20 protein-coding genes are annotated in these 19,642 nt (G+C 68.0%); 5 read left to right on the forward strand and 15 right to left on the reverse strand.

Annotated elements, in window-relative coordinates; genetic code table 11:
• Positions 1-7 precede the first annotated feature (7 nt).
• The 3 genes from AC3WT0_RS14810 to AC3WT0_RS14820 are packed head-to-tail and all read right to left on the reverse strand — an operon-like array spanning position 8 to position 1,574.
• Positions 8-262: a DUF3297 family protein gene (locus tag AC3WT0_RS14810; RefSeq protein WP_492754192.1), complete on the reverse strand. Its 255-nt coding sequence runs from the start codon at positions 260-262 to the stop codon at positions 8-10.
• Complete coding sequence (locus AC3WT0_RS14815) at positions 259-1,251, reverse strand: LacI family DNA-binding transcriptional regulator (protein ID WP_492754193.1); 993 nt, start codon at positions 1,249-1,251, stop codon at positions 259-261. Before AC3WT0_RS14815 ends, AC3WT0_RS14810 begins: the two co-directional genes overlap by 4 nt.
• A gap of 50 nt (positions 1,252-1,301) precedes the next feature.
• Positions 1,302-1,574, reverse strand: a complete 273-nt coding sequence (locus AC3WT0_RS14820) for a DUF4242 domain-containing protein (protein WP_492754194.1) — start codon at positions 1,572-1,574, stop codon at positions 1,302-1,304.
• A 108-nt stretch (positions 1,575-1,682) separates the two neighbouring features.
• Here AC3WT0_RS14820 and AC3WT0_RS14825 point away from each other — a divergent pair, with 108 nt between their 5' ends.
• Together AC3WT0_RS14825 and AC3WT0_RS14830 are read left to right on the forward strand one after the other, a co-directional pair.
• The gene (locus AC3WT0_RS14825) at positions 1,683-3,011 is read left to right on the forward strand and encodes a thymidine phosphorylase (RefSeq protein ID WP_492754195.1); all 1,329 of its coding nucleotides are present in this window, start codon (positions 1,683-1,685) and stop codon (positions 3,009-3,011) included.
• Positions 3,008-4,267, forward strand: a complete 1,260-nt coding sequence (locus tag AC3WT0_RS14830; protein WP_492754196.1) for a NupC/NupG family nucleoside CNT transporter — start codon at positions 3,008-3,010, stop codon at positions 4,265-4,267. Before AC3WT0_RS14825 ends, AC3WT0_RS14830 begins: the two co-directional genes overlap by 4 nt.
• A 79-nt stretch (positions 4,268-4,346) precedes the next feature.
• Here AC3WT0_RS14830 and AC3WT0_RS14835 read toward each other — a convergent pair whose 3' ends face one another.
• From AC3WT0_RS14835 to AC3WT0_RS14865, 7 genes are all read right to left on the reverse strand, one after another.
• Positions 4,347-5,513: a CaiB/BaiF CoA transferase family protein gene (locus AC3WT0_RS14835; protein WP_492754197.1), complete on the reverse strand. Its 1,167-nt coding sequence runs from the start codon at positions 5,511-5,513 to the stop codon at positions 4,347-4,349.
• Positions 5,510-6,706, reverse strand: a complete 1,197-nt coding sequence (locus AC3WT0_RS14840; protein WP_492754198.1) for an acyl-CoA dehydrogenase — start codon at positions 6,704-6,706, stop codon at positions 5,510-5,512. Before AC3WT0_RS14840 ends, AC3WT0_RS14835 begins: the two co-directional genes overlap by 4 nt.
• A 77-nt stretch (positions 6,707-6,783) precedes the next feature.
• Complete coding sequence (locus AC3WT0_RS14845; RefSeq protein ID WP_492754199.1) at positions 6,784-8,424, reverse strand: ATP-binding protein; 1,641 nt, start codon at positions 8,422-8,424, stop codon at positions 6,784-6,786.
• A gap of 131 nt (positions 8,425-8,555) precedes the next feature.
• Positions 8,556-9,311 carry a TIGR02186 family protein gene (locus AC3WT0_RS14850; RefSeq protein ID WP_492754200.1) on the reverse strand — a complete coding sequence of 252 codons (756 nt, stop codon included), beginning with the start codon at positions 9,309-9,311 and terminating at the stop codon, positions 8,556-8,558.
• Positions 9,308-10,222, reverse strand: coding sequence for a sulfite exporter TauE/SafE family protein (locus AC3WT0_RS14855; RefSeq protein WP_492754201.1), 915 nt, complete (start codon positions 10,220-10,222; stop codon positions 9,308-9,310). Before AC3WT0_RS14855 ends, AC3WT0_RS14850 begins: the two co-directional genes overlap by 4 nt.
• Positions 10,223-10,305: 83 nt before the next feature.
• The gene (locus AC3WT0_RS14860; RefSeq protein ID WP_492754202.1) at positions 10,306-11,361 is read right to left on the reverse strand and encodes a hypothetical protein; all 1,056 of its coding nucleotides are present in this window, start codon (positions 11,359-11,361) and stop codon (positions 10,306-10,308) included.
• The gene (locus AC3WT0_RS14865; protein ID WP_492754203.1) at positions 11,358-12,761 is read right to left on the reverse strand and encodes a glycosyl transferase family protein; all 1,404 of its coding nucleotides are present in this window, start codon (positions 12,759-12,761) and stop codon (positions 11,358-11,360) included. The genes AC3WT0_RS14860 and AC3WT0_RS14865 overlap by 4 nt, the downstream gene beginning before the upstream one ends.
• Before the next feature lie 143 nt (positions 12,762-12,904).
• Here AC3WT0_RS14865 and nhaA point away from each other — a divergent pair, with 143 nt between their 5' ends.
• Together nhaA and AC3WT0_RS14875 are read left to right on the forward strand one after the other, a co-directional pair.
• Positions 12,905-14,119, forward strand: a complete 1,215-nt coding sequence (gene nhaA, locus AC3WT0_RS14870; RefSeq protein ID WP_492754204.1) for a Na+/H+ antiporter NhaA — start codon at positions 12,905-12,907, stop codon at positions 14,117-14,119.
• Between the two features lie 101 nt (positions 14,120-14,220).
• Positions 14,221-14,889: a lamin tail domain-containing protein gene (locus AC3WT0_RS14875; RefSeq protein WP_492754205.1), complete on the forward strand. Its 669-nt coding sequence runs from the start codon at positions 14,221-14,223 to the stop codon at positions 14,887-14,889.
• An 88-nt stretch (positions 14,890-14,977) separates the two neighbouring features.
• Here AC3WT0_RS14875 and AC3WT0_RS14880 read toward each other — a convergent pair whose 3' ends face one another.
• From AC3WT0_RS14880 to AC3WT0_RS14895, 4 genes are all read right to left on the reverse strand, one after another.
• Positions 14,978-15,907, reverse strand: a complete 930-nt coding sequence (locus AC3WT0_RS14880; protein WP_492754206.1) for an electron transfer flavoprotein subunit alpha/FixB family protein — start codon at positions 15,905-15,907, stop codon at positions 14,978-14,980.
• Positions 15,904-16,653 carry an electron transfer flavoprotein subunit beta/FixA family protein gene (locus AC3WT0_RS14885; RefSeq protein ID WP_492754207.1) on the reverse strand — a complete coding sequence of 250 codons (750 nt, stop codon included), beginning with the start codon at positions 16,651-16,653 and terminating at the stop codon, positions 15,904-15,906. Before AC3WT0_RS14885 ends, AC3WT0_RS14880 begins: the two co-directional genes overlap by 4 nt.
• A gap of 87 nt (positions 16,654-16,740) precedes the next feature.
• The gene (gene sucC / locus AC3WT0_RS14890; RefSeq protein ID WP_492754209.1) at positions 16,741-17,940 is read right to left on the reverse strand and encodes an ADP-forming succinate--CoA ligase subunit beta; all 1,200 of its coding nucleotides are present in this window, start codon (positions 17,938-17,940) and stop codon (positions 16,741-16,743) included.
• 124 nt (positions 17,941-18,064) lie between these two features.
• Entirely contained in the window at positions 18,065-18,361 is a 297-nt protein-coding gene (locus tag AC3WT0_RS14895; RefSeq protein WP_492754210.1) for a hypothetical protein, read from the reverse strand.
• Between the two features lie 123 nt (positions 18,362-18,484).
• Between AC3WT0_RS14895 and AC3WT0_RS14900 the strand changes: the two genes are divergently transcribed.
• Positions 18,485-18,817, forward strand: a complete 333-nt coding sequence (locus AC3WT0_RS14900; protein ID WP_492754211.1) for a DMT family transporter — start codon at positions 18,485-18,487, stop codon at positions 18,815-18,817.
• Positions 18,818-18,928: 111 nt separating this feature from the next.
• Here AC3WT0_RS14900 and AC3WT0_RS14905 read toward each other — a convergent pair whose 3' ends face one another.
• Positions 18,929-19,573 carry a DedA family protein gene (locus tag AC3WT0_RS14905; protein ID WP_492754212.1) on the reverse strand — a complete coding sequence of 215 codons (645 nt, stop codon included), beginning with the start codon at positions 19,571-19,573 and terminating at the stop codon, positions 18,929-18,931.
• Between the last annotated feature and the right edge of the window lie 69 nt (positions 19,574-19,642).

Below are 19,642 nucleotides of genomic sequence, written 5' to 3' on the forward strand. Positions count from 1 at the left end.
AAGCAGGCTATTCGGCGGAGGGCGCCGGCGCTTCGAAATAGGGCTCGACCGGGCCGGAGAGCTTGATCGTCAGCGGCCGGCCGCGACGATCGACTTTCTTGCCGAGCGCGACGCGGATCCAGCTCTCGCTCACGCAATATTCCTCGACATCGCGGCGCTCGCTGCCCTTGAATCGGATGCCGATCCCGCGCGACAGCGCGGCTTCGTCATAGAAAGGGCTGGCAGGATCGTTGCACAGGCGGTCGGGAGGCGTGTCAGTCATGCCGCGCCCGATAGCCCAGCCTGATCCGCGCCGCCACAGCTTTCGCGTATGACGATGTCCGCCGCCAGCCGCTCGGCGCGCAGCGGGGCATTGTCCGCAAAAGCCGTGATCAGCCGCGCGGCCGCCCCGGCAACGTCGCAGGCGACGCTGCTCAGCGCCGGCGTCGCCATGCGCCCGGCGGCAAGATCGCCATTGCCGATCAGCGCCACCGCGTCACCCACTGCGCGCCCCGCCGCCGCCAGCGCGCGCATCGCCCCCAGCGCGATCAGATCGTCGGCGGCGACCATGGCGTCGAACGCGGTGCCGCGCGCGATGAGACCGCCCACCGCCGCCTTGCCACCCTCGAAGCCCGATGCCTCGGCAATGACCAGCGAGGGATCGGGCGTGAGCCCCGCGCTCTCATGCGCGTCGAGCCAGCCGCGATAATGCTGCATCCCCGCCTCGCCGCCGGTATCGCCGATATAGGCGATGCGCCGCCGGCCCCTGCGCGCGAGATGGAGCATCGCACGCCGCCCCGCCAGCGTGTCGCTGGCGCCGATGCAGCAATAATTCTGATCGGGGCGCTTGGGCCCCCAGACGGCAAAACGCTCGCCATCCTCGACCAGCTTGTTGAAGGCATCGTGCAGCCCGGCGTCGCCGACGAAGATCGCGCCGCCCGATCGCGACGCCCGAACCAGTCGTGCGGCCTCGTCGGCATCGATCGCCGGCCGCGATATGATCTGTGCGGCATCGGCGGCTCCGATCAGCGCATCCGCGAAGGAGCGCGCGATCGCATCGTCGGGCGCAGCGGCAAGGATGATCGTCGGCCCCGCATCCTCGGCGGCGTCGGCGCGCGGGCCGCGATAGCCGTGCGCGCGGGCAAGCTGGAGCACGCGCTTCTTCGTCGCCGCCCCCACCGCGCCGCTGTCGGCAAGCGCGCGCGACGCCGTGGCAGTGGAAACCCCCGCCAGCGCCGCCAGATCCTCAAGCCGCGTGATCCGTTCGCTCATCGCCTTCACGCGCCTGTCATCCCCGATCCTGTCCCTATCGGCGCGGATATTCAGTCCGCCGTGGTCGGGTCAATCGTCGCGCGCACTTCGGCGATGCTGTTTGCCGGAAAGCCCGCCGTCTCGGCATGCTGGCGGATCATCGCGGCATCGGGCGCGCGATAGACGCAGTAGATCTTGTCGTCGGTCACATAGCTGTGGACCCACTGGATGTCCGGGCCCATCGATCGCAGCACGCTGCACGATCCCTGCGACGCGGCTTTCAGGTCGTCCGGCCCCATCCGGCCGACGCCCGGCATGTCCCTCTCGATGACGAATTGCGGCATGGTTCGTTTCCCTCTCCTGCCCCGTCCGCCGATTCTGCGCCTCTCGCGCCGGGCTGTCGAGTCCGGCGCGGGCTTCCCATGGCGCGCCGAGGCGCTATGGGGGCGCGCGTGAACATTCAGGACATCATCCGGGCCAAGCGCGACGGCGAGCCGCTGAGCGACGCGCAGATCGGCGCGATGGTCGCGGCGCTTGCCGACCGGTCGATCGCGGTCGAGCATGCGGCGGCGCTGGCCATGGCCATCTATCTGAACGGCATGGATGCGCGCGAGACGGCAGCGCTCACGCTCGCCATGGCGCGATCGGGCACGGTGATCGACTGGCGGGCGGAGGATCTGCCCGGCCCGGCGATGGACAAGCATTCGACCGGCGGGGTCGGCGACAAGGTCAGCTTCCTGCTCGCGCCGATCGTGGCGGCCTGCGGCGGCTTTGTGCCGATGGTCGCGGGTCGCGGGCTGGGCCATACCGGCGGCACGATCGACAAGCTGTCGGCCATCCCCGGCTATGACGCCTTTTGCGGTCTCGATCGTTTCCGGCAGGTGGTGCGCGCGGCGGGGTGCGCGATCATCGGCCAGACGCCCGACGTCGCTCCGGCCGACGGGCTGATGTACGCGATCCGCGACGCCACCGCGACGATCGAATCGACCCCGCTCATCGTCGGCTCGATCCTGTCGAAGAAGGCGGCGGCCGGCGTGCAGGCGCTGGTCATGGACATCAAGACCGGATCGGGCGCCTTCATGCGCGACGAGGCCGATGCCTGGGCGCTAGGCGATGCGATCACCGCCGCCGCGCGCGCGATGGGCATGGTGGCGACCGCGATCGTCACCGATATGAACCAGGTGCTGGGGCGCGCCGCCGGCAATGCGCTCGAACTGCGCGAATCGATCGATCACCTGACCGGCGCCGCGCGCGACGCGCGGCTGCACGCGGTGACGATCGCGCTCTGCGCCGAAATGCTCGTGCTCGGCGGCATCGCGACCGATCATGCGGAGGCGCGCGCACGTTGCGAGGACGCGCTGGCGAGCGGGCGCGCGGCCGAGGCCTTTCAGCGCATGGTCGCGATGCAGGGCGGCCCGGCCGATCTGGTCGACCGTCCCGGCCGGCATCTGGCTGAGGCCGGGCTGGTCCGCGAAGTGGCTGCGCCCGAAGGCTTTATCGAGTCCATCGATACGCGCGCGATCGGCGAGGCGATCATCGCGCTCAAGGGCGGGCGGCTGCGCATCGACGATGCGATCGATGTTTCGACGGGCTTCTCGGCAGTCGCCGGCGTCGGCGAGGCGGTGGGGGCCGGGCGGCCGCTCGCGCTCGTCCACGCCGCCAGCGAGGACGACGCAGAACGGGCGATTGCCCTATTCCAAAAGGCCTGTATCGTCGGCCCCGAAGCGCCCCGCCCGGCGGCGCTCATCCGACGCCGCGAGGGGGAATCCGGCTCAGAATGACCAAGTGGCTCATCGGCGTTGCCGGCATCGCGGCGATCCTCGGCATCGCATTCCTGCTTTCGTCCAATCGGCGCGCCATCAGGCCGCGCGTGGTCGGCGCGGCCTTCGCGCTGCAGGCGGGGATGGCGGTGCTCGTGCTTTACGTGCCCTGGGGGCGTTCGCTGCTCGCCTTCCTGTCGGGCGGCGTCTCCAACCTGCTGGGCTATGCCAAGGCGGGGACGGACTTCATCTTCGGCCCGCTCGCCTCGCCCCAGATCGGCGGCAACAGCTTCGCGATCGCGGCGCTTCCCGTCATCATCTTCTTCGCCTCGCTCGTCGGCATCCTCTATTATCTGGGGATCATGCAGCAGATCGTCCGCTGGATCGGCGGCGCGATCGAGAAGGTGATCGGCGTTTCCAAGGTGGAATCGCTGTGCGCCGCCGCCAATATCTTCGTGGGGCAGAGCGAATCGCCGCTCGTCATCCGCCCCTATCTTGCCGGGCTCTCGCAGACGCAGCTCTTCGCGGTGATGACATCGGGCATGACCGGCGTCGCGGGGACGATCCTCGCCGCCTATGCCTCGATGGGCATCCGCATCGATTATCTGCTCGCCGCCTCCTTCATGTCGGCGCCCGGCGGCATATTGATGGCCAAGATCATCATGCCCGACATTCCCCCGCCGCCCGCGCCCGATCCGGCCGAGGAAGCGGAGAATGAGGCGCTCGCCATGTCCGAGGCGCATTATGAGGAGGAGAAGCCCGCCAACCTCATCATGGCGGCGGCGCAGGGTGCGCAGACCGGCGTGAAGCTGGCGGTCGCGGTCGGCGCGATGGTGCTGGCCTTCGTCGCGCTCGTCGCGCTCGCCAACGGCATCCTGACCGGCATCGGCCACTGGTTCACCCCTGCCGACATCACCTTTCAGGGGCTGCTCGGCTATGTCTTCGCGCCCGTCATGTATCTGCTCAACGTGCCGTGGGACGAGGCGCTCAAGGCCGGCGGCCTGTTCGGCGAGAAGATCGTGCTCAACGAGTTCGTCGCCTATATCGATCTGGGCAGGATGCAGGAGGGGCTTTCGGCGCACACCGTCGCGGTCGTCACCTTTGCACTATGTGGCTTCGCCAATTTCAGCTCGATCGCGATCCAGATGGCGGTGACGGGCAGCCTGGCGCCCAACCAGCGCCCGCATATCGCCAAGCTGGGGCTGAAGGCGCTGGCGGCGGGTTCGCTCGCAAACCTGATGAGCGCGGCGTTCGCCGGCCTGCTGCTGGCGCCCTGACCCGGCGCTGAAATCCCGTTCGCCTCGCGCGTAGTCGAGAGGCGTGTCTCGACTGCGCTCGAGGTGAACCGGGGGTGAGTTACGGCCTCTCGCGCCAGTTCCAGTCCGCATCATGCTGCCCGAGCGCGGGTGGCGGTGCGTCGGCGACCATCGGCTCGCCGTCGAGGACGATCGGCCCGCGCAACTGAGGCAGCGCGCCGCCCTTCACATGCGGGGCGTCGAGCGTCACCTTCATGCCGCGCGCGACCACCTGCGGATCGGCGAAGGCCTGCGCGATATCGTTGATCGGCCCGCCGGGCACGCCCTGCGCCTCAAGCGCCGCGAGCAGGTCGTCGCGCTTCATTGTCGCGCTGCGTTCCGACAGGATCGGGATCAGTTCGTCGCGATTGGCGATGCGCAGCGCGTTGGTCAGGAAACGCGGGTCCTGACCAAGCTCGGGCACCCCCAGCACGGCGCAGAAGCGCTGATATTGCCGGTCATTGCCCGTCGCGACCACCGCCAGCCCGTCGGCGGTGGGGAAGGGCTGGTAAGGCACCAGATTGGGGTGGGTATTGCCCGTCAGCCCCGGCACGGTGCCGCCGATGAACAGGTTCATCGCCTGATTGGCGAGAACGCCCGTCATCACGTCGATCAATGCCATGTCGACATAGGCGCCTTCGCCCGTCGCGTGGCGGCGGTTGAGCGCGGCGAGCGCGGCGCCCGCCGTATAGACGCCGGTGAACAGATCGGCGACGGCAACGCCCACGCGTTGCGGCTCGCGCCCCGGCTCGCCGGTGATCGACATCAGCCCGCCCATCGCCTGCACCAGATAGTCGTAGCCGGCGCGCTCGGCATAAGGCCCGGTCTGCCCGAAGCCGGTGATCGAGCAGTAGATGAGGCGCGGGTTGATCGCCTTGAGCGCCGGCCAGTCGAGCCCGTAGCGCTTCAGTCCGCCGACCTTGAAATTCTCGATGACGATATCGGCGTCCGCCGCCAGTTCCCTGATCCGCGCGATATCGGCGGGATCGTCGAAATCGGCGAGGATCGATCGCTTGCCGCGATTGCAGCTGTGGAAATAGGCCGCGCCCAGCGACTGCCCGTCAGCGCCCTCGACGAAGGGCGGGCCCCAGGTGCGCGTGTCGTCGCCGCCGCCCCGGCGCTCGACCTTGATGACGTCGGCGCCGAGGTCGGCGAGCATCTGCCCGGCCCATGGCCCGGCGAGGATGCGCGCCAGCTCGAGGACGCGGATTCCGGCGAGGGGCTTCAAGCGAAGGCCGGGATGCCGGTGATCGCGCGACCGAGGATCAGCGCATGCACGTCGTGCGCGCCTTCATAGGTATTGACCGTCTCGAGGTTCATCGCGTGGCGCATCACATGATATTCCTCGGCGATGCCGTTGCCGCCGTGCATGTCGCGCGCCATGCGGGCGATATCGAGCGCCTTGCCGCAATTGTTGCGCTTCACGAGGCTGACCATCTCGGGCGCCATCCGGCCTTCGTCAAACAGGCGGCCGACGCGCAGGCTCGCCTGCAGCCCCAGCGCGATCTCGGTCTGCATGTCGGCCAGCTTCTTCTGGATAAGCTGAGTCGCGGCGAGCGGACGGCCGAACTGCTTGCGCTCCAGCGTGTAGGCGCGCGCGCGGTGCCAGCAATCCTCGGCCGCGCCCATCGCGCCCCACGAAATGCCGTAGCGCGCGCGGTTGAGGCAGCCGAACGGCCCCTTCAGCCCCGCCACATTGGGCAGCAGCGCGTCCTCGCCCACCTCGACGCCGTCGAGCATCACCATGCCCGTGGTCGAGGCGCGCAGCGACAGCTTGCCTTCGATCTTGGGGGCCGAAAGCCCCTTCGCGCCCTTTTCGAGCACGAAGCCGCGGATCGCGCCGCCATGTTCGTCGGACTTCGCCCAGATGACGAAGACGTCGGCGAAGGGCGCGTTGGAAATCCAGGTCTTGGAGCCCGAGATGCGATAGCCGCCGTCGATCTTCTCGGAGCGCGTACGCATGCCCGCAGGGTCCGATCCGGCATCGGGCTCGGTCAGGCCGAAGCAGCCGACCCATTCGCCGGTCGCCAGCCTGGGCAGATATTTGCGCCGCTGATCCTCGGAGCCATAGGCATAGATCGGGTACATGACGAGCGAGGACTGGACGCTCATCATCGAGCGATAGCCGGAATCGACGCGCTCCACCTCGCGCGCGACGAGGCCGTAGGCGACATAGGAAGCGCCCGCGCAGCCATAATCCTCGGGCAACGTCACGCCGAGCAGGCCGAGCTCGCCCATCTCGTTGAAGATGGAACGGTCGGTCTTTTCCTCGCGGAACGCATCGATCACGCGCGGCTGCAGCTTTTCCTGCGCATAGGCGTGCGCCATGTCGCGGATCGCGCGCTCCTCGTCGGTCAGCTGCTCGTCGAGCAGCAGCGGATCGTCCCAGCGCAGTTGCGCGACGCTGTTATGCGCGTTCATGTCCATCTCTCCTTTGCCGCCCTCTTAGGGGCAACGGACGATGGGCGCCAGCGCGGACAGGCGCGTTCGGGACGGGTTTACCGCCCCTGCGAGCGCCAGCGCTTGATGACGCGGCCCAATATCTCGTCCTCGCCGCCGGTCTGCTTCCACAGCTCGGAGAAGAGGGGGTCGTTGGAGGCCGGGCGCTTCACTTCGTCGAGCGTGTCGAACTGGACGCGGATCGGGATCGACACGCCTTCGCCGCAGATGATCGCCTCGCGGTTGCGCAGCGCCGGGATGGTGTCGAGGAAGCCGCGCGCGCCTTCGGGCATCGCCGCGCGGACGAAGGCCTGGTCGCGCTCGTTGTTGAGGCGCATCGCGATGATCGTGCCGCACTGCGACAGCACGCCTTCGGCAAGGTCCGACGGACGCTGCGTGATCAGCCCCAGCGCGACGCCATATTTACGGCCTTCCTTGGCGATGCGCTCGAGGATCTTGCGCACTGCCGCGCCGGTCGTGACGCGGTCCGAAGGAACGTAGCGATGGGCTTCCTCGCAAACGAGGAGGATCGGGCGCTGCGGCTCGTTGCGTGACCAGATCGCATAGTCGAAGACCATGCGGCTCAGCACCGCGACCACCACCGACGTGATGTCCGACGGCACGCCCGACATGTCGATGATCGAGATCGGCTTGCCGACGCCCGGCAGGCGGAAGATGCGCGACAGGAAATCGCTCATCGAATCGGCGACGAGCATGCCCGAGAACATGAAGGCGTAGCGCGGATCGTTGCGCAGCTCGTCGATCTTGGTCTTCAGCCGCATATAGGGCGCGCTGTCGGTCGCCTTGTCGAGCTTGCCCATCTCGGCGGTGAGCAGGCTGGTCAGGTCCGAAAGCAGATAGGGCACCGGCGAATCGACCGTCAGCTTCGACAGGCCTTCGGCGCCGCGGCTCTTGCTGCGCGCGGCGAGCAGGCATTTGGCGAGGATGTCGGCGTCGGTCTGGCGGTTGTCGCCATAGGAGGTGAGCAGCACCTCGCAATGTTCCTCGAAGTTCATCAGCCAGTAGGGCATGGCGAGATTGCCGACGTCGAAGATCGCGCCGTTGGTGCGGAAGGCGCTGGCATATTCGCCGTGCGGATCGATCATCACCACATGGCCCTGCGGCGCGAGCTCGCAGATGCGGTGGAGGATCAGCGCGGTCGATGTCGATTTGCCGGTGCCGGTCGATCCCAGCAGCGCGAAATGCTTGCCGAGCAGCGCATCGATGAACAGCGCGCCGCGCACGTCGCGCGTCGGATAGACGGTGCCGACCTCGATGTTCGGCCGCGTCTCCGCCGCGTACATTTCCTTCATGTCGGCGCTCGACACCGGGTAGATTTTCGCGCCCGGGCGCGGGAAGCGCGTCACGCCGCGGCGGAAGCCGTAGATGCGCCCGGTCAGCCTTTCCTCGTCGCCTTCGCCCAGAAAGTCGACGATGGCGGAAATCGTGCCGTCGGGTTGTGCCGCCAGCGACCGCACGCTGGCGATCACCCAGGTCGCGCCGATCTTCATCTTGAGCTGGCTGCCGACCTGCCCGGTCAGCGCCATGCTGGGGTCCATATGCTCGGAAAGGCTTTCGAGTGCATCGGCGTCGAGCTGGATGCGCGCCGATCCGTCGATCCCCACGACATGGCCGATCACCGTGCGATTGGCCTCGGCGGCGATGCTCACCACCGGCTCGGCCCCGCCTTCACCCTGCATGCGAAACCCGCCCAACGAACCCGTAGCATCGACCATATGCCGGCAATCCCCCGTCACTCATTTGGCAGGAATATGCCCGATCAACGGTTAAGGATTTGGGTTGTGGTCCGACGTCGCGGTCCGCCGGCGCCTCAGATACGCCTGAAGACCGCGCCCGCCGCCCAGCCCAGGAACAGGGAGATCGAGACCGCGACGAGGCCGTAGAGGAAGGACCAGTTGCGCGCCGCCATCGCGATGAAGCGCTCGAAGCCCGATTTGCGGATCGCGACTTCGCGCACCGCGCCGGCGAGCACGCGCCCGTCCTGGATCAGGAAGGTCTCGGCGGTATAGGTGCCCACCGGCACGCGCGCGGGAATGTCGATGCGCGCACGGTAGAGAACGCCTTCGCTGATCTCCACCGCGCGCGGCCGCTGCATGTAGAGGCCGCCGCGCGTCTTGAGGTCGATCAGCCCGTCCTCGAAGCGCTTGGTCTCGCCCGGCGTGCCGGCATCGACCGCCGAGAGCTGGAGGTTCTGGACGCCCAGCTCGTAGATCGCCGCCGTGCGCTCGTCGACGATCTGCGAGATCGGGCGCGACGAGGCGACGGCATAGAAATCGGGCGCGGAGCGGAAGCGCGTGCTGTCGGCGTTCATCCAGATGCCGGCGATCTTGCGCTTCTCGCGCAGCAGGATCGATCGCGTCGGCCCCTTCAGCACCACGACGATGTCGGCGGGCTTCGCAGGTGCCCGCCCGCCCGGATAGATGATCGCGCCGAACAGCAGCAATTCGGCGCCGGTGAAGCTGTAGACGATCTGGATGTCGCGCTGCGACACGTCGGGCACCAGCATCGGCTTTGCCTGGCCGAGGAGCAGCGGCGCCGCCGCGATCAGGAGGGCGGCGCGCTTCATGACATCTGGATCGTGAAGATCTCGTCGGGCCGCCAGGCAAGGCCCAGCGCCATGCGTATGGCGATGGTGAGGACGAGGACGGCGAGCAGCACGCGCAGATAGTCTGGCCGCGCCTTCTGCGCGATGCGGACGCCGATCTGCGCGCCGACCACGCTGCCGATCAGCAGCAGCGTCGCCAGCACCATATCGACGGCATGCGTGGTCAGCGAATGCGTCATCGTCGCGATCGCGCTGACGAACAGGCTCTGGAACAGCGAGGTGCCGACCACGACACGCGCCGACATGCCGAGGATGTAGAGCATCGCCGGCACCAGCACGAAGCCGCCGCCGATGCCGAGCAGCACGGTCAGCACGCCGGTGAACATGCCGAGCATGAAGGGGCCGAGCGGCGAGATGTAGAGCCCCGATCCGTAGAAGCGCCAGCGCCCGGGGAGCGAGGCGATCATCGGATGGTGGCGGCGCGGGCGGCTTGGCGGGGCTGTGCCGCGTCGCTCGGCAATCAGCGCGCGCAACCCGTCGCGCGCCATTAGCAGCCCGATCGAGGTGAGCAGGATCACATAGAGGATCGCGATCACGATATCGATCTGGCCGAGCTTCTGGAGCTGGCGGAAGATGATCGCGCCCAGCATCGAGCCGACGATGCCGCCCGCCACAAGCACCCAGCCCATCTTGGTATCGACCCCGTCGCGCCTGAAATGCGCGATCACGCCCGATACGCTCGCCCCGGTCACCTGCATCGATCCCGATGCGGCGGCGACGGTCGGCGAGACGCCGTAGAGGATGAGCAGCGGCGTGGTCAGGAACCCGCCGCCGACGCCGAACATGCCGGCCAGCACGCCCACGCCCGCGCCCAGCGCGATCATCATCAGCGCGTTCACCGACAGATTGGCGATGGGCAGATAAAGGTCCAAGCGTGCGCCCCGGTCATCCTGCCGGCGCGGGCCGGCGCCTTCTTCCTAGATCGATTGGGCGGGGAGGGGAAACATCTTGCGCGTCAGAAATCGGTCCCGACCGAAAAGACGGGGCCGGAGCCGGGCCGCGCATGTCCGCCGATGCGTTGCCGCCATTCGAAGCCGAGGCGCAGCATTGCGCCGCCGGCCGGCACGCGCGCCACGATCTGCGGGCCGACGTCGAGCCGCGCGACGCCCGGCTGGATCCCGCCCCACGCCCCCGCGCCCGCCGATATGCTCAGCGTGCCCGCGCCGACCAGCTCGCGTTCGACGCGCAGCGCGCCGTCGATATAGCCGTCGCGCCGCCGCGCGCCGACCATCCCCGCCTGCCCATAGGCGTCGAGCGAGAAGCCGTGCGCCAGCGGCGTGGGGCCGATCCCGCCGAACAGCCCGAGCGCAAAGGCATTGCGCCCGCCGCCGATCGACTGGCGCCGTTCGGCGGCGAACCTGACGGGAACGGCCTTCAGCGGCTGCCATTCCAGCCCCAGCGCCGCCTCGCGCCCGCCCGGCGTCGACAGCGGGCTCGATACGCGGCCGAACAGCGCCATGTCGCGCGACCGGCCGAGCGCGAGCGCGGCACGCAGCCCGGCCTGCGATCCGCCGAGCTGCCCCGCGCCGCCGGCAAGGTTGGTGCCGCCGCCGCCACGCAATATGCCCCAGCCCGAAAAGCTCAGCCGCCCGCCGCCTTCGCTCTGCAATCGGCGATCGGCGGGAAGCGCGCGCGCACCGGCCTTGGCGCCGCCGGTAAAGATCATCCGCGCCAGCGCCGGCGGCGTGCCATAGCCCTGGATATAGGCGATGTGCTGCGCGAACTGCCGGCCGTCATAGCCGGCGCGCTCGGGTGCCGGCTGTGCCGCGCGCGCAAGCAGGGGCGGCGGCGCACCATCCGGCGCGATCGGCCAGCGGCGCGCCTCGACCTGCCGGTTTCGTTCCGTACCGGCCACGGCCGGCGTTGGTGCCAAGGCCGGCGCATAGGCAAGGCGTGGCTCGCGCCAGGGCGCGATCACGCCGGGCCAGACGATCAGCGCCCGCCCGCCCGCCCAGAGCGAGGTGACGAGGATGATGAAGCGGATCGGCCGTCCGCGCCCCTGCCGCTTCATTCGGCGGGCACTCGCGCCGGGAAGATATGGTCGGTCTTTTCCCAGACGAGGCGCGCGCCACGCATCCGCGCGACATAATGCGCCATCGCCCGGCGCGCGGCGAGGATGGTGATGACGTTCGCCGCGATGACTCGCGGCAGTGATCGCAGCCCCTCGCGCAACCCATAGACATAGGAGACGAAAGCGAAGCGCATCGCCAGACGCCAGCAGAGCAGCGCCGTGGTCGCCGCGAACATCATCGTCGCAATCGGGCCATAGGGGATGAAGCCGTGCCCCATGGGCGCGACCGCGTGGAGGATCAGCCAGCCCAGCGCGCCCACATAGGCGGCGAGCAGCACGATCGCGGCGAACACCGATCGCCGGTCGCGCAGCCGCATCCAGCGCTCGGCGAGCCCGCCGCTCCACCCCAGCCTGTCCCAGCCGTCGAGCGCGATGCCCGTCATCCAGCGCGCCTTCTGGCGGATCGCCGCATCCCAGGTCTCGGGGAAATGCGCGCGCACCGCCACGGCCGCGCCGCCGCGCCGCCCGGGCAGGCGGACGAACGCGGCGCGCCCCCGCATCGCGGAGACGGCGAGGCCCAGCTCATAGTCCTCGGTGACGCTCGCCGCCTCGAACGGCCGGCCATTTTGAAGCAAGGCGATTCGCGCCAATGCGCGGCGCGAGAAGGCGCAGCCGACCCCGGCGGAAGGAATGGCGGCGCCGATCGCCTCGCGTACCACCAGCATCTTGCCATGCGCCTCGGCGAACTCGTCGGCATAGTGGCCCGAAATGAAGCGCCGCCAATAGCTGCCCTCGCCGGGGATCAGCGGCATCACCGGAAGCTGGATCAGGTCGAAGCGGTCGGCGAGCGTCTGGAACAGGGAAATCTCGGCCGCATGGACGACATCCTCCGCATCGTGGAGCACGATTGCCTTGGCCTGCCTGTCCTCGCGCGCCTCGTCGCGCATCAGCGCGGCCCACATGCGGTTGAGATTGTCGGCCTTGGTCGTCGGCCCCGCCCTTCCGCCGATGACGAGGCGGATGCGCGGCTCGATCGCGGCGATCTTCGCCACCGCCTCGATCGTCGCCGGATCGTTGGGGTAGCAGCCGACATAAAGCCGCCAGTCGCCATCGCCGAAGCGATCGATCGCCGTTTCGATCATCGGCCCGATCACGGCCGCCTCGCGCCATGCGGGGACGAAGACTGCGATCAGCCCCGGCGCTTCCGATGGCGCGAGCGTGCCGGCATCGGCGCGGCGATGCACCGAATAGACGAACAGTCGGCGCCACAGGGTCCGCCCGATCCAGATCAGGTCGGTCGCGAGATCGTCGATGCCGCCGAGCAGGATGAACGCGGCGGCGAAGAGCACAAGTTCATGGACGGCGCTGTCGAGCAGCCACAGACCCCAGCCTGCCTCCATTTGCCGCTTCCCCCGAATCGCAGGTGGAATGATCGGTACTTTCCGCTGTGCGCGCAAGCGCTTCCGCCAAAGGAGCGATGCTTTGGGGTTGCGTCGCGCGCGTGCGCGCGCCACTCGGAACCCGGCAAGTCGGGAGAAAGCGAATGAGCGCAGGCGCAAGGGGAATGGCGCGGCAAGGGCCATATTCGGCACTCCGCGATTTCCTGGCGACCGAGGCGGGCGGGGGCATATTGCTTATCCTGTCGGCGCTGGTCGCGCTGATCGCCGCCAATATTCCCGGCGTCGCCGGGGATTATTTCGCTTTGCTCCATGTCGAGACCGGTCCCGTGCTTGCCGACAAGCTGGGGCCGATGACGGTCCATCTGTGGATCAACGACGGGCTGATGGCGCTGTTCTTCCTGCTCGTCGGGCTCGAGATAAAGCGCGAGTTCGTCGACGGCGAGTTGGCGCGCTGGAGCGATCGGGTGCTGCCGATGGCGGCGGCGGGGGCCGGGATGCTGATGCCCGCCATCGTCTTCCTGCTGGTGACGCGCGGCCAGGCCGATCTCGCCGCCGGCTGGGCGATCCCGGCGGCGACCGACATCGCCTTCGCGATCGGGGTGCTCGCGCTGCTCGGCTCGCGCGCGCCCGCCGCGCTCAAGCTGTTCCTCACCACCGTCGCGATCGTCGACGATATGGGCGCGGTCGCGATCATCGCGATCGCCTACACCAAGGGGCTGAACTTCGCCGCGCTCGGCCTCGCGCTGCTCGTCCTTGCCTGCATGATGCTGATGAACCGCGCGGGCGTGCGCTCGCTCATTCCCTATCTCGCCGGATTCCTGCTGCTGTGGCTCGCTATCCTGTCGTCGGGCGTCCACGCCACGATCGCGGGCGTGCTGGCGGCGCTGACCATCCCGATCGACAGGACGCCGGGCGCGCCCGATGCGCAGGACTCGCCGCTCCACCGGCTCGAACATGGCCTGCATCCGCTTGTCGCCTATCTGATCGTCCCGCTCTTCGGCTTCGCCAATGCCGGCGTGTCCTTCGCCGGCATGGGGTTTGATACGGTTTTCGCGCCATTGCCGCTCGGCATCGCGCTCGGGCTGTTCGTCGGCAAGCAGATCGGCATCTTCGGCGCGGTCCGCCTCGCGGTGGCGGCCGGGCTCGCCGAGCGGCCGGGCAACGCCAGCTGGCCGCAGATCTATGGTATCGCGCTGCTCTGCGGCATCGGCTTCACGATGAGCCTGTTCATCGGCGGGCTCGCCTTCGGCGATCCGCTGCTCGGCGATCAGGTGAAGATCGGCGTGCTCGGCGGATCGCTCATCTCGGCGATCGCGGGCTACGCGCTGCTGCGCTTCCTGCCCGCTGACTCCAAATAGGCCTGACCCGAAATAGGTCTGTCTTTTGAATGACGTCATGGCGTCATTCGCCTGTCATTCGGGCTGCATAGGCGATCCTCGCACCATTGGAGGAGGAAATGATGCGCCGCACTGCTCAACTCGCTTGTCTGCTCGCCGCCCCGATCATGGCCATGGCCGCGCCCGCCAGCGCCGCCGTCAAGATCACCGAATTCATGTATCAGGGCGCCGCGTCCGGCGCGCGCGAGTTCGTCGAGATCACCAATCTCGGCACCGCCGCCGTCGATGTCTCGACCTGGTCTTATAACGACGACAATCCCAACAACCCGGTCAATTTCGGCTCGGCCTTCGGCTCGCTCGCGGCCGGCGAATCGGCGATCCTGACCGAAATGACCGCCGACGCCTTCCGCAGCTACTGGGGCCTGGCGGCCAGCGTGAAGGTCTTCTCGATCGGCGGCAATTCGAACCTCGGCAGCGAGGATACGATCAACATCTACAGCTCGACCGTGCAGAATGCCGCGACGCTGGTCGACAGCGTGACCTATGCCGGCACGACGCGCGGCATCAGCCGCAACCTCGTCGTCGGCGGCACGAGCTTCGTCGACGCCGCGATGGGCGATGTGTTCGGATCGGTTTATGCGACCAGCACGTCTGCCGATCTCGCCAACCCCGGCCGCTACCCGGTCGCCAATGCCGGCGTTCCCGAGCCGGCGACCTGGGCGATGCTGATCGCGGGCTTCGGCCTCGCCGGCGCCGGCTTCCGCCGCCGCCGCGCGATCGTCCTCGCCTGACAGGCGGGAGACCGGACATGAAAAGGGGCGGCGTCCGCTATGGACGCCGCCCCTTATCTTTATTTATCTTTATAAGGTCCGATCAGGATCAGAGCTTGCTGGTCAGCTCCGGCACGACCTTGAACAGGTCGCCCACCAGGCCGATGTCGGCGACCTGGAAGATCGGCGCATCCTCGTCCTTGTTGATGGCGATGATGGTCTTGCTGTCCTTCATGCCGGCGAGATGCTGGATCGCGCCCGAGATGCCGACGGCGATATAGACTTCCGGCGCCACGATCTTGCCGGTCTGGCCGACCTGATAGTCGTTGGGCACATAGCCGGCGTCGACCGCCGCGCGCGACGCGCCGACCGCAGCACCCAGCTTGTCCGCCAGCGGCTCGATGACCGTGTGGAAATTCTCGCTGTTCTGCAGCGCGCGGCCGCCCGAGACGATAACCTTGGCGCTCGTCAGCTCGGGGCGCTCGGACTTCGAGATCTCGGCGCCGACGAAGCTCGAAAGCCCCTTGTCGCCGGTCGAGACGACAGCCTCGATCGTGCCCGATCCGCCGTCCTTCGCCGCCTTCTCGAAGGCGGTGCCGCGCACGGTGATGACCTTCTTCGCGTCCGCCGACTGGACCTTGGCGATCGCATTGCCCGCATAGATCGGGCGAGTGAAGGTATCCGCGCTCTCGACCGAGAGGATGTCGGAAATCTGCATCACGTCGAGCAGCGCTGCGACGCGCGGCGCGATGTTCTTGGCCGTCGAGGTGGCGGGCGCGACGAAGGCGTCGTGATGGCCCATCAGCTCGACGATCAGCGGCGCGACATTCTCGGCCAGCGCATGATCGAACGCCGCGTCGTCGGCGACATGCACCTTGCCCACGCCCGCGATCTTCGCCGCCGCTTCCGCGACACCGCCCACGCCCTTGCCGGCAACCAGCAGGTGGACTTCGCCCAGCTTCGAGGCGGCGGTCACCGCGCTCAGCGTCGCGTCCTTGAGGGCGCCGCCCTCATGCTCGACCCAAACCAGCGTCTTCATGCCGCAACTCCCAGCGCCTTGAGCTTGGCCACCAGCTCGTCAACATCGGCCACCTTCACGCCCGCCGTCCGCTTGGGCGGCTCGGCGACGCTCAGCGTCTTGAGGCGCGGCGAAATATCGACGCCATAGTCGGCCGGCGCCTTGGTCGCGAGCGGCTTGGACTTGGCCTTCATGATGTTGGGCAGCGAGGCGTAGCGCGGCTCGTTGAGGCGAAGATCGGTGGTGATGATCGCCGGCGCCTTCAGGCTGACGGTCTCGAGGCCGCCATCGACCTCGCGCGTCACCTTCACGGCATCGCCCTCGATCTCGACCTTCGAAGCGAAGGTGCCCTGCGCCCAGCCGAGCAGCGCGGCCAGCATCTGGCCGGTCTGGTTGCTGTCGTCGTCGATCGCCTGCTTGCCGAGGATGACGAGGCCCGGGGTCTCTTCCGCCACGACCTTGGCGAGCAGCTTGGCGACGCCCAGCGGCTCGACCTCGTCGTCGGTCTGGATCAGGATCGCGCGGTCGGCGCCCATCGCCAGCGCGGTGCGCAGCGTTTCCTGGGCCTTGGCCGGCCCGATCGAGACGACGACGATCTCGGTCGCCGCGCCCTTTTCCTTGAGGCGGATGGCTTCCTCGACCGCGATCTCGTCGAACGGGTTCATGCTCATCTTGACGTTGGCCAGGTCGACCCCGGTCCCGTCGGCCTTCACCCGCGGCTTCACATTGTAATCGATGACCCGCTTTACGGGCACAAGGATCTTCATTGCATTCCCTCCATTCTCGTCATCCCGGCCATGGCCCGGAATCCAGCTTGGCTGGGCCCCGGCCGGAAGCCGGGGCGACGCCAATAATCAGGCGACCTTCTTCACCTCCGCCACGATCTTCTGGGCGGCGTCGCCCAGATCGTTGGCCGCGACGATCGGCAGGCCGCTGTTCGCCAATATGTCCTTGCCTTGCTGAACGTTGGTGCCCTCGAGGCGGACGACCAGCGGCACGGCCAGGTTCACTTCCTTCGCCGCCGCGACGATGCCGTCGGCGATGATGTCGCAGCGCATGATGCCGCCGAAGATGTTGACGAGGATGCCCTTCACCGCCGGATCGCTCAGGATGATCTTGAACGCCGCCGTCACCTTCTCCTTGCTCGCGCCGCCGCCGACGTCGAGGAAGTTGGCCGGGAACATGCCGTTCAGCTTGATGATGTCCATCGTCGCCATGGCGAGGCCGGCGCCGTTGACCATGCAGCCGATGTCGCCGTCGAGCTTGATGTAGGCGAGGTCGTACTTCGACGCCTCGAGCTCCATCGGATCCTCTTCGGTCTCGTCGCGCAGTTCCATCAGCTCCTTGTGGCGGAACATGGCGTTCGAATCGAAGCCGACCTTGGCGTCGAGCACCATCAGCTTGCCGTCGTCGGTGACGGCGAGCGGGTTGATCTCGATCTGCGCGGCGTCGGTGCCGAGAAAGGCGTTGTAGACCTTGCCGGCCAGGCTCTCGGCCTGCTTGGCGAGGTCGCCGGTCAGCCCCAGCGCGTTGGCGACGGCGCGGCCGTGATGCGGCATGAAGCCGGTCGCGGGATCGACGTCGAAGGTGTGGATCTTCTCGGGCGTGTCATGCGCGACCGTCTCGATGTCCATGCCGCCCTCGGTCGAAACCACGAACGCGACGCGGCCGGTGGCGCGGTCGACGAGGAGCGCGAGGTAGAATTCCTTCGCGATGTCGACGCCGTCGGTCACGTAGAGGCGGTTGACCTGCTTGCCGTGCTCGCCGGTCTGGATGGTGACGAGCGTGTTGCCGAGCATGTCGGTCGCCGCCGCGCGCACTTCATCCTCGGTCCTGGCGAGGCGGACGCCGCCCTTCGCCTCGGGCGGAAGCTCCTTGAACTTGCCCTTGCCGCGGCCGCCCGCATGAATCTGCGCCTTCACGACATAAAGCGGTCCGGGCAGCTTCCTGGAGGCTTCGACGGCCTCCTCCACGCTCATCGCGGCATATCCGGCCGGGACGGGCACGCCGAACTTCGCAAGCAGTTCCTTGGCCTGATATTCGTGGATGTTCATTTGGGGGCTTCCGCTGTTGATAGGGAGTCGCGGGCGGCTAAAGCATAGCTTGGCCCGCAAGAAAAGTCCGGCTTTCGCCAGTTGCGCATTGTGCACGCGCTGATCGGCGCCGGTGCGGCCACCGTCAGAGCCTCAGGCTGCAGCTCAGCGCCGCGCGAGTCGTAACGGAAACCGTCTGGGGGTCGTCGATCGCCCCGATGGCGTCGAGGAAGTCCTGAACGCTGCGCGCCTTGCCCGCCTTGGCGACCTCGCCGAGCCGGCGAAGCTGGCCGATCGACAATTTGACGACCATCTTCTTCGCCATGCATTCGGACATGCGCGGGGACAGGCCGGCATTTTCGAGGGCGTTGCGCACCCGCGTCTCGGGCGTCGCGCAGGATGCGAGCGCCAGCAGCGGCGCGAGAATCAGCAGTCGTTTCATCCACCCCTTTCTCGGGCGCGCATCGCGGGCTTTCAAGGGCAGCGATGCCCGGCCTATAGGCAGGATCATGCCGATCGCCGCCGCCAGCCGCTCGTTCATCGCCCTTGGTCCGGCGTGCGGCCGATGAACGCGACGGCGGCGCTCATCATCGCGATCGCGGTGGAAGTTATCGCGACTTCGGCGCTCAAGGCGTCCGACGGCTTTACGCGGCCCGTGCCGACGGCGGTCGCGCTCATCGGCTATGCCATCGCCTTCTACTGCCTGTCGCTGGCGCTGCGCTCGATCCCGGTCGGCATCGCCTATGCGATCTGGTCGGGGATCGGCATCGTCGCCATTTCGGTCATCGGGCTGTTGCTGTTCGGGCAACGGCTCGATTGGCCCGCGATCGCCGGGATCGTCCTGATCCTCGCGGGCGTGCTCGTCCTCAACCTCTTCTCGTCAAACGCCGGGCATTGATGCCGGCCTGGCGGCACCGGCCCACTCCCCCACCCGGCCTCCCACTCAGTATATGCTAGATGGGAGGCCGGGTGGGGGAGTGGGCCGGTGCCGAAGCTGAATCCTGAACCCTCAGGCCGATGCGCGCGCCGCGGCGCGCTGGCGCGGCTTGCTGAACAGCTTGATCGCGACCCAGCCCAGCGCCAGCGGCAGCAGGCATAGCCCAAGCGCCAGCGGCAGGAAATGCTCGGCGCTCAGCCCCAGCTCCATTGCCCGCGCGCCGGCGAAATAGCCGGGGGCGAGCAGCGCCGGCACCCAGATCAGCGCCGACAGGATATTGGCCAGCTGGAAGGGCAGGTTGGGCATCTTGAGCACGCCCGCCACCACCGGCACGGTCGAGCGGACCGGCCCCAGGAAGCGGCCGAGCAGCACCGAAACGAAGCCGAAGCGGCGGAAGAAAAGCCGCGCCCGCGCAAAGCCCAGCCGGTGGCCGCGCAGCCAGCGATGGCGATAGATGGCCGGCCCCAGCGCGCGGCCGAGCGCATAGGATACCCAGTCGCCCAGCACCGCGCCGACGACCGCGCAGATGATCACGGGCGCGGGATCGACGATCCCGGCGCCGATCAGCCCGCCGACCGCGATCATCGTCGCGATCGCCGGAATGAACAGCCCGATGACGACAAGCGATTCGAGGAAGGCGAGCACGCCGATCAGCGGCCCGCTCCACGCGGCCGAACGCGTGATCGCGTCGAGCAGATATTGCGACAGTTCGTTCATGGCTTGCTACGCTGTTCCGGCTCCGCTCCGTTTAGGCGCCACTTTATGGACCGGCGCTTAACATCCGCC

This window comes from Sphingomonas sp. EU05-FHT14C10 (genome assembly GCF_058790595.1).

Excerpts from the sequence above, each read along its gene's own strand:
- AC3WT0_RS14810 (WP_492754192.1), bottom strand. The coding sequence starts at position 262 with ATGACTGACACGCCTCCCGACCGCCTGTGCAACGATCCTGCCAGCCCT.
- AC3WT0_RS14815 (WP_492754193.1), bottom strand. The coding sequence starts at position 1,251 with ATGAGCGAACGGATCACGCGGCTTGAGGATCTGGCGGCGCTGGCGGGG.
- AC3WT0_RS14820 (WP_492754194.1), bottom strand. The coding sequence starts at position 1,574 with ATGCCGCAATTCGTCATCGAGAGGGACATGCCGGGCGTCGGCCGGATG.
- AC3WT0_RS14830 (WP_492754196.1), top strand. The coding sequence starts at position 3,008 with ATGACCAAGTGGCTCATCGGCGTTGCCGGCATCGCGGCGATCCTCGGC.
- AC3WT0_RS14840 (WP_492754198.1), bottom strand. The coding sequence starts at position 6,706 with ATGAACGCGCATAACAGCGTCGCGCAACTGCGCTGGGACGATCCGCTG.
- AC3WT0_RS14845 (WP_492754199.1), bottom strand. The coding sequence starts at position 8,424 with ATGCAGGGTGAAGGCGGGGCCGAGCCGGTGGTGAGCATCGCCGCCGAG.
- AC3WT0_RS14850 (WP_492754200.1), bottom strand. The coding sequence starts at position 9,311 with ATGAAGCGCGCCGCCCTCCTGATCGCGGCGGCGCCGCTGCTCCTCGGC.
- AC3WT0_RS14860 (WP_492754202.1), bottom strand. The coding sequence starts at position 11,361 with ATGAAGCGGCAGGGGCGCGGACGGCCGATCCGCTTCATCATCCTCGTC.
- AC3WT0_RS14865 (WP_492754203.1), bottom strand. The coding sequence starts at position 12,761 with ATGGAGGCAGGCTGGGGTCTGTGGCTGCTCGACAGCGCCGTCCATGAA.
- nhaA (WP_492754204.1), top strand. The coding sequence starts at position 12,905 with ATGAGCGCAGGCGCAAGGGGAATGGCGCGGCAAGGGCCATATTCGGCA.
- AC3WT0_RS14875 (WP_492754205.1), top strand. The coding sequence starts at position 14,221 with ATGCGCCGCACTGCTCAACTCGCTTGTCTGCTCGCCGCCCCGATCATG.
- AC3WT0_RS14880 (WP_492754206.1), bottom strand. The coding sequence starts at position 15,907 with ATGAAGACGCTGGTTTGGGTCGAGCATGAGGGCGGCGCCCTCAAGGAC.
- AC3WT0_RS14885 (WP_492754207.1), bottom strand. The coding sequence starts at position 16,653 with ATGAAGATCCTTGTGCCCGTAAAGCGGGTCATCGATTACAATGTGAAG.
- sucC (WP_492754209.1), bottom strand. The coding sequence starts at position 17,940 with ATGAACATCCACGAATATCAGGCCAAGGAACTGCTTGCGAAGTTCGGC.
- AC3WT0_RS14895 (WP_492754210.1), bottom strand. The coding sequence starts at position 18,361 with ATGAAACGACTGCTGATTCTCGCGCCGCTGCTGGCGCTCGCATCCTGC.
- AC3WT0_RS14900 (WP_492754211.1), top strand. The coding sequence starts at position 18,485 with ATGAACGCGACGGCGGCGCTCATCATCGCGATCGCGGTGGAAGTTATC.
- AC3WT0_RS14905 (WP_492754212.1), bottom strand. The coding sequence starts at position 19,573 with ATGAACGAACTGTCGCAATATCTGCTCGACGCGATCACGCGTTCGGCC.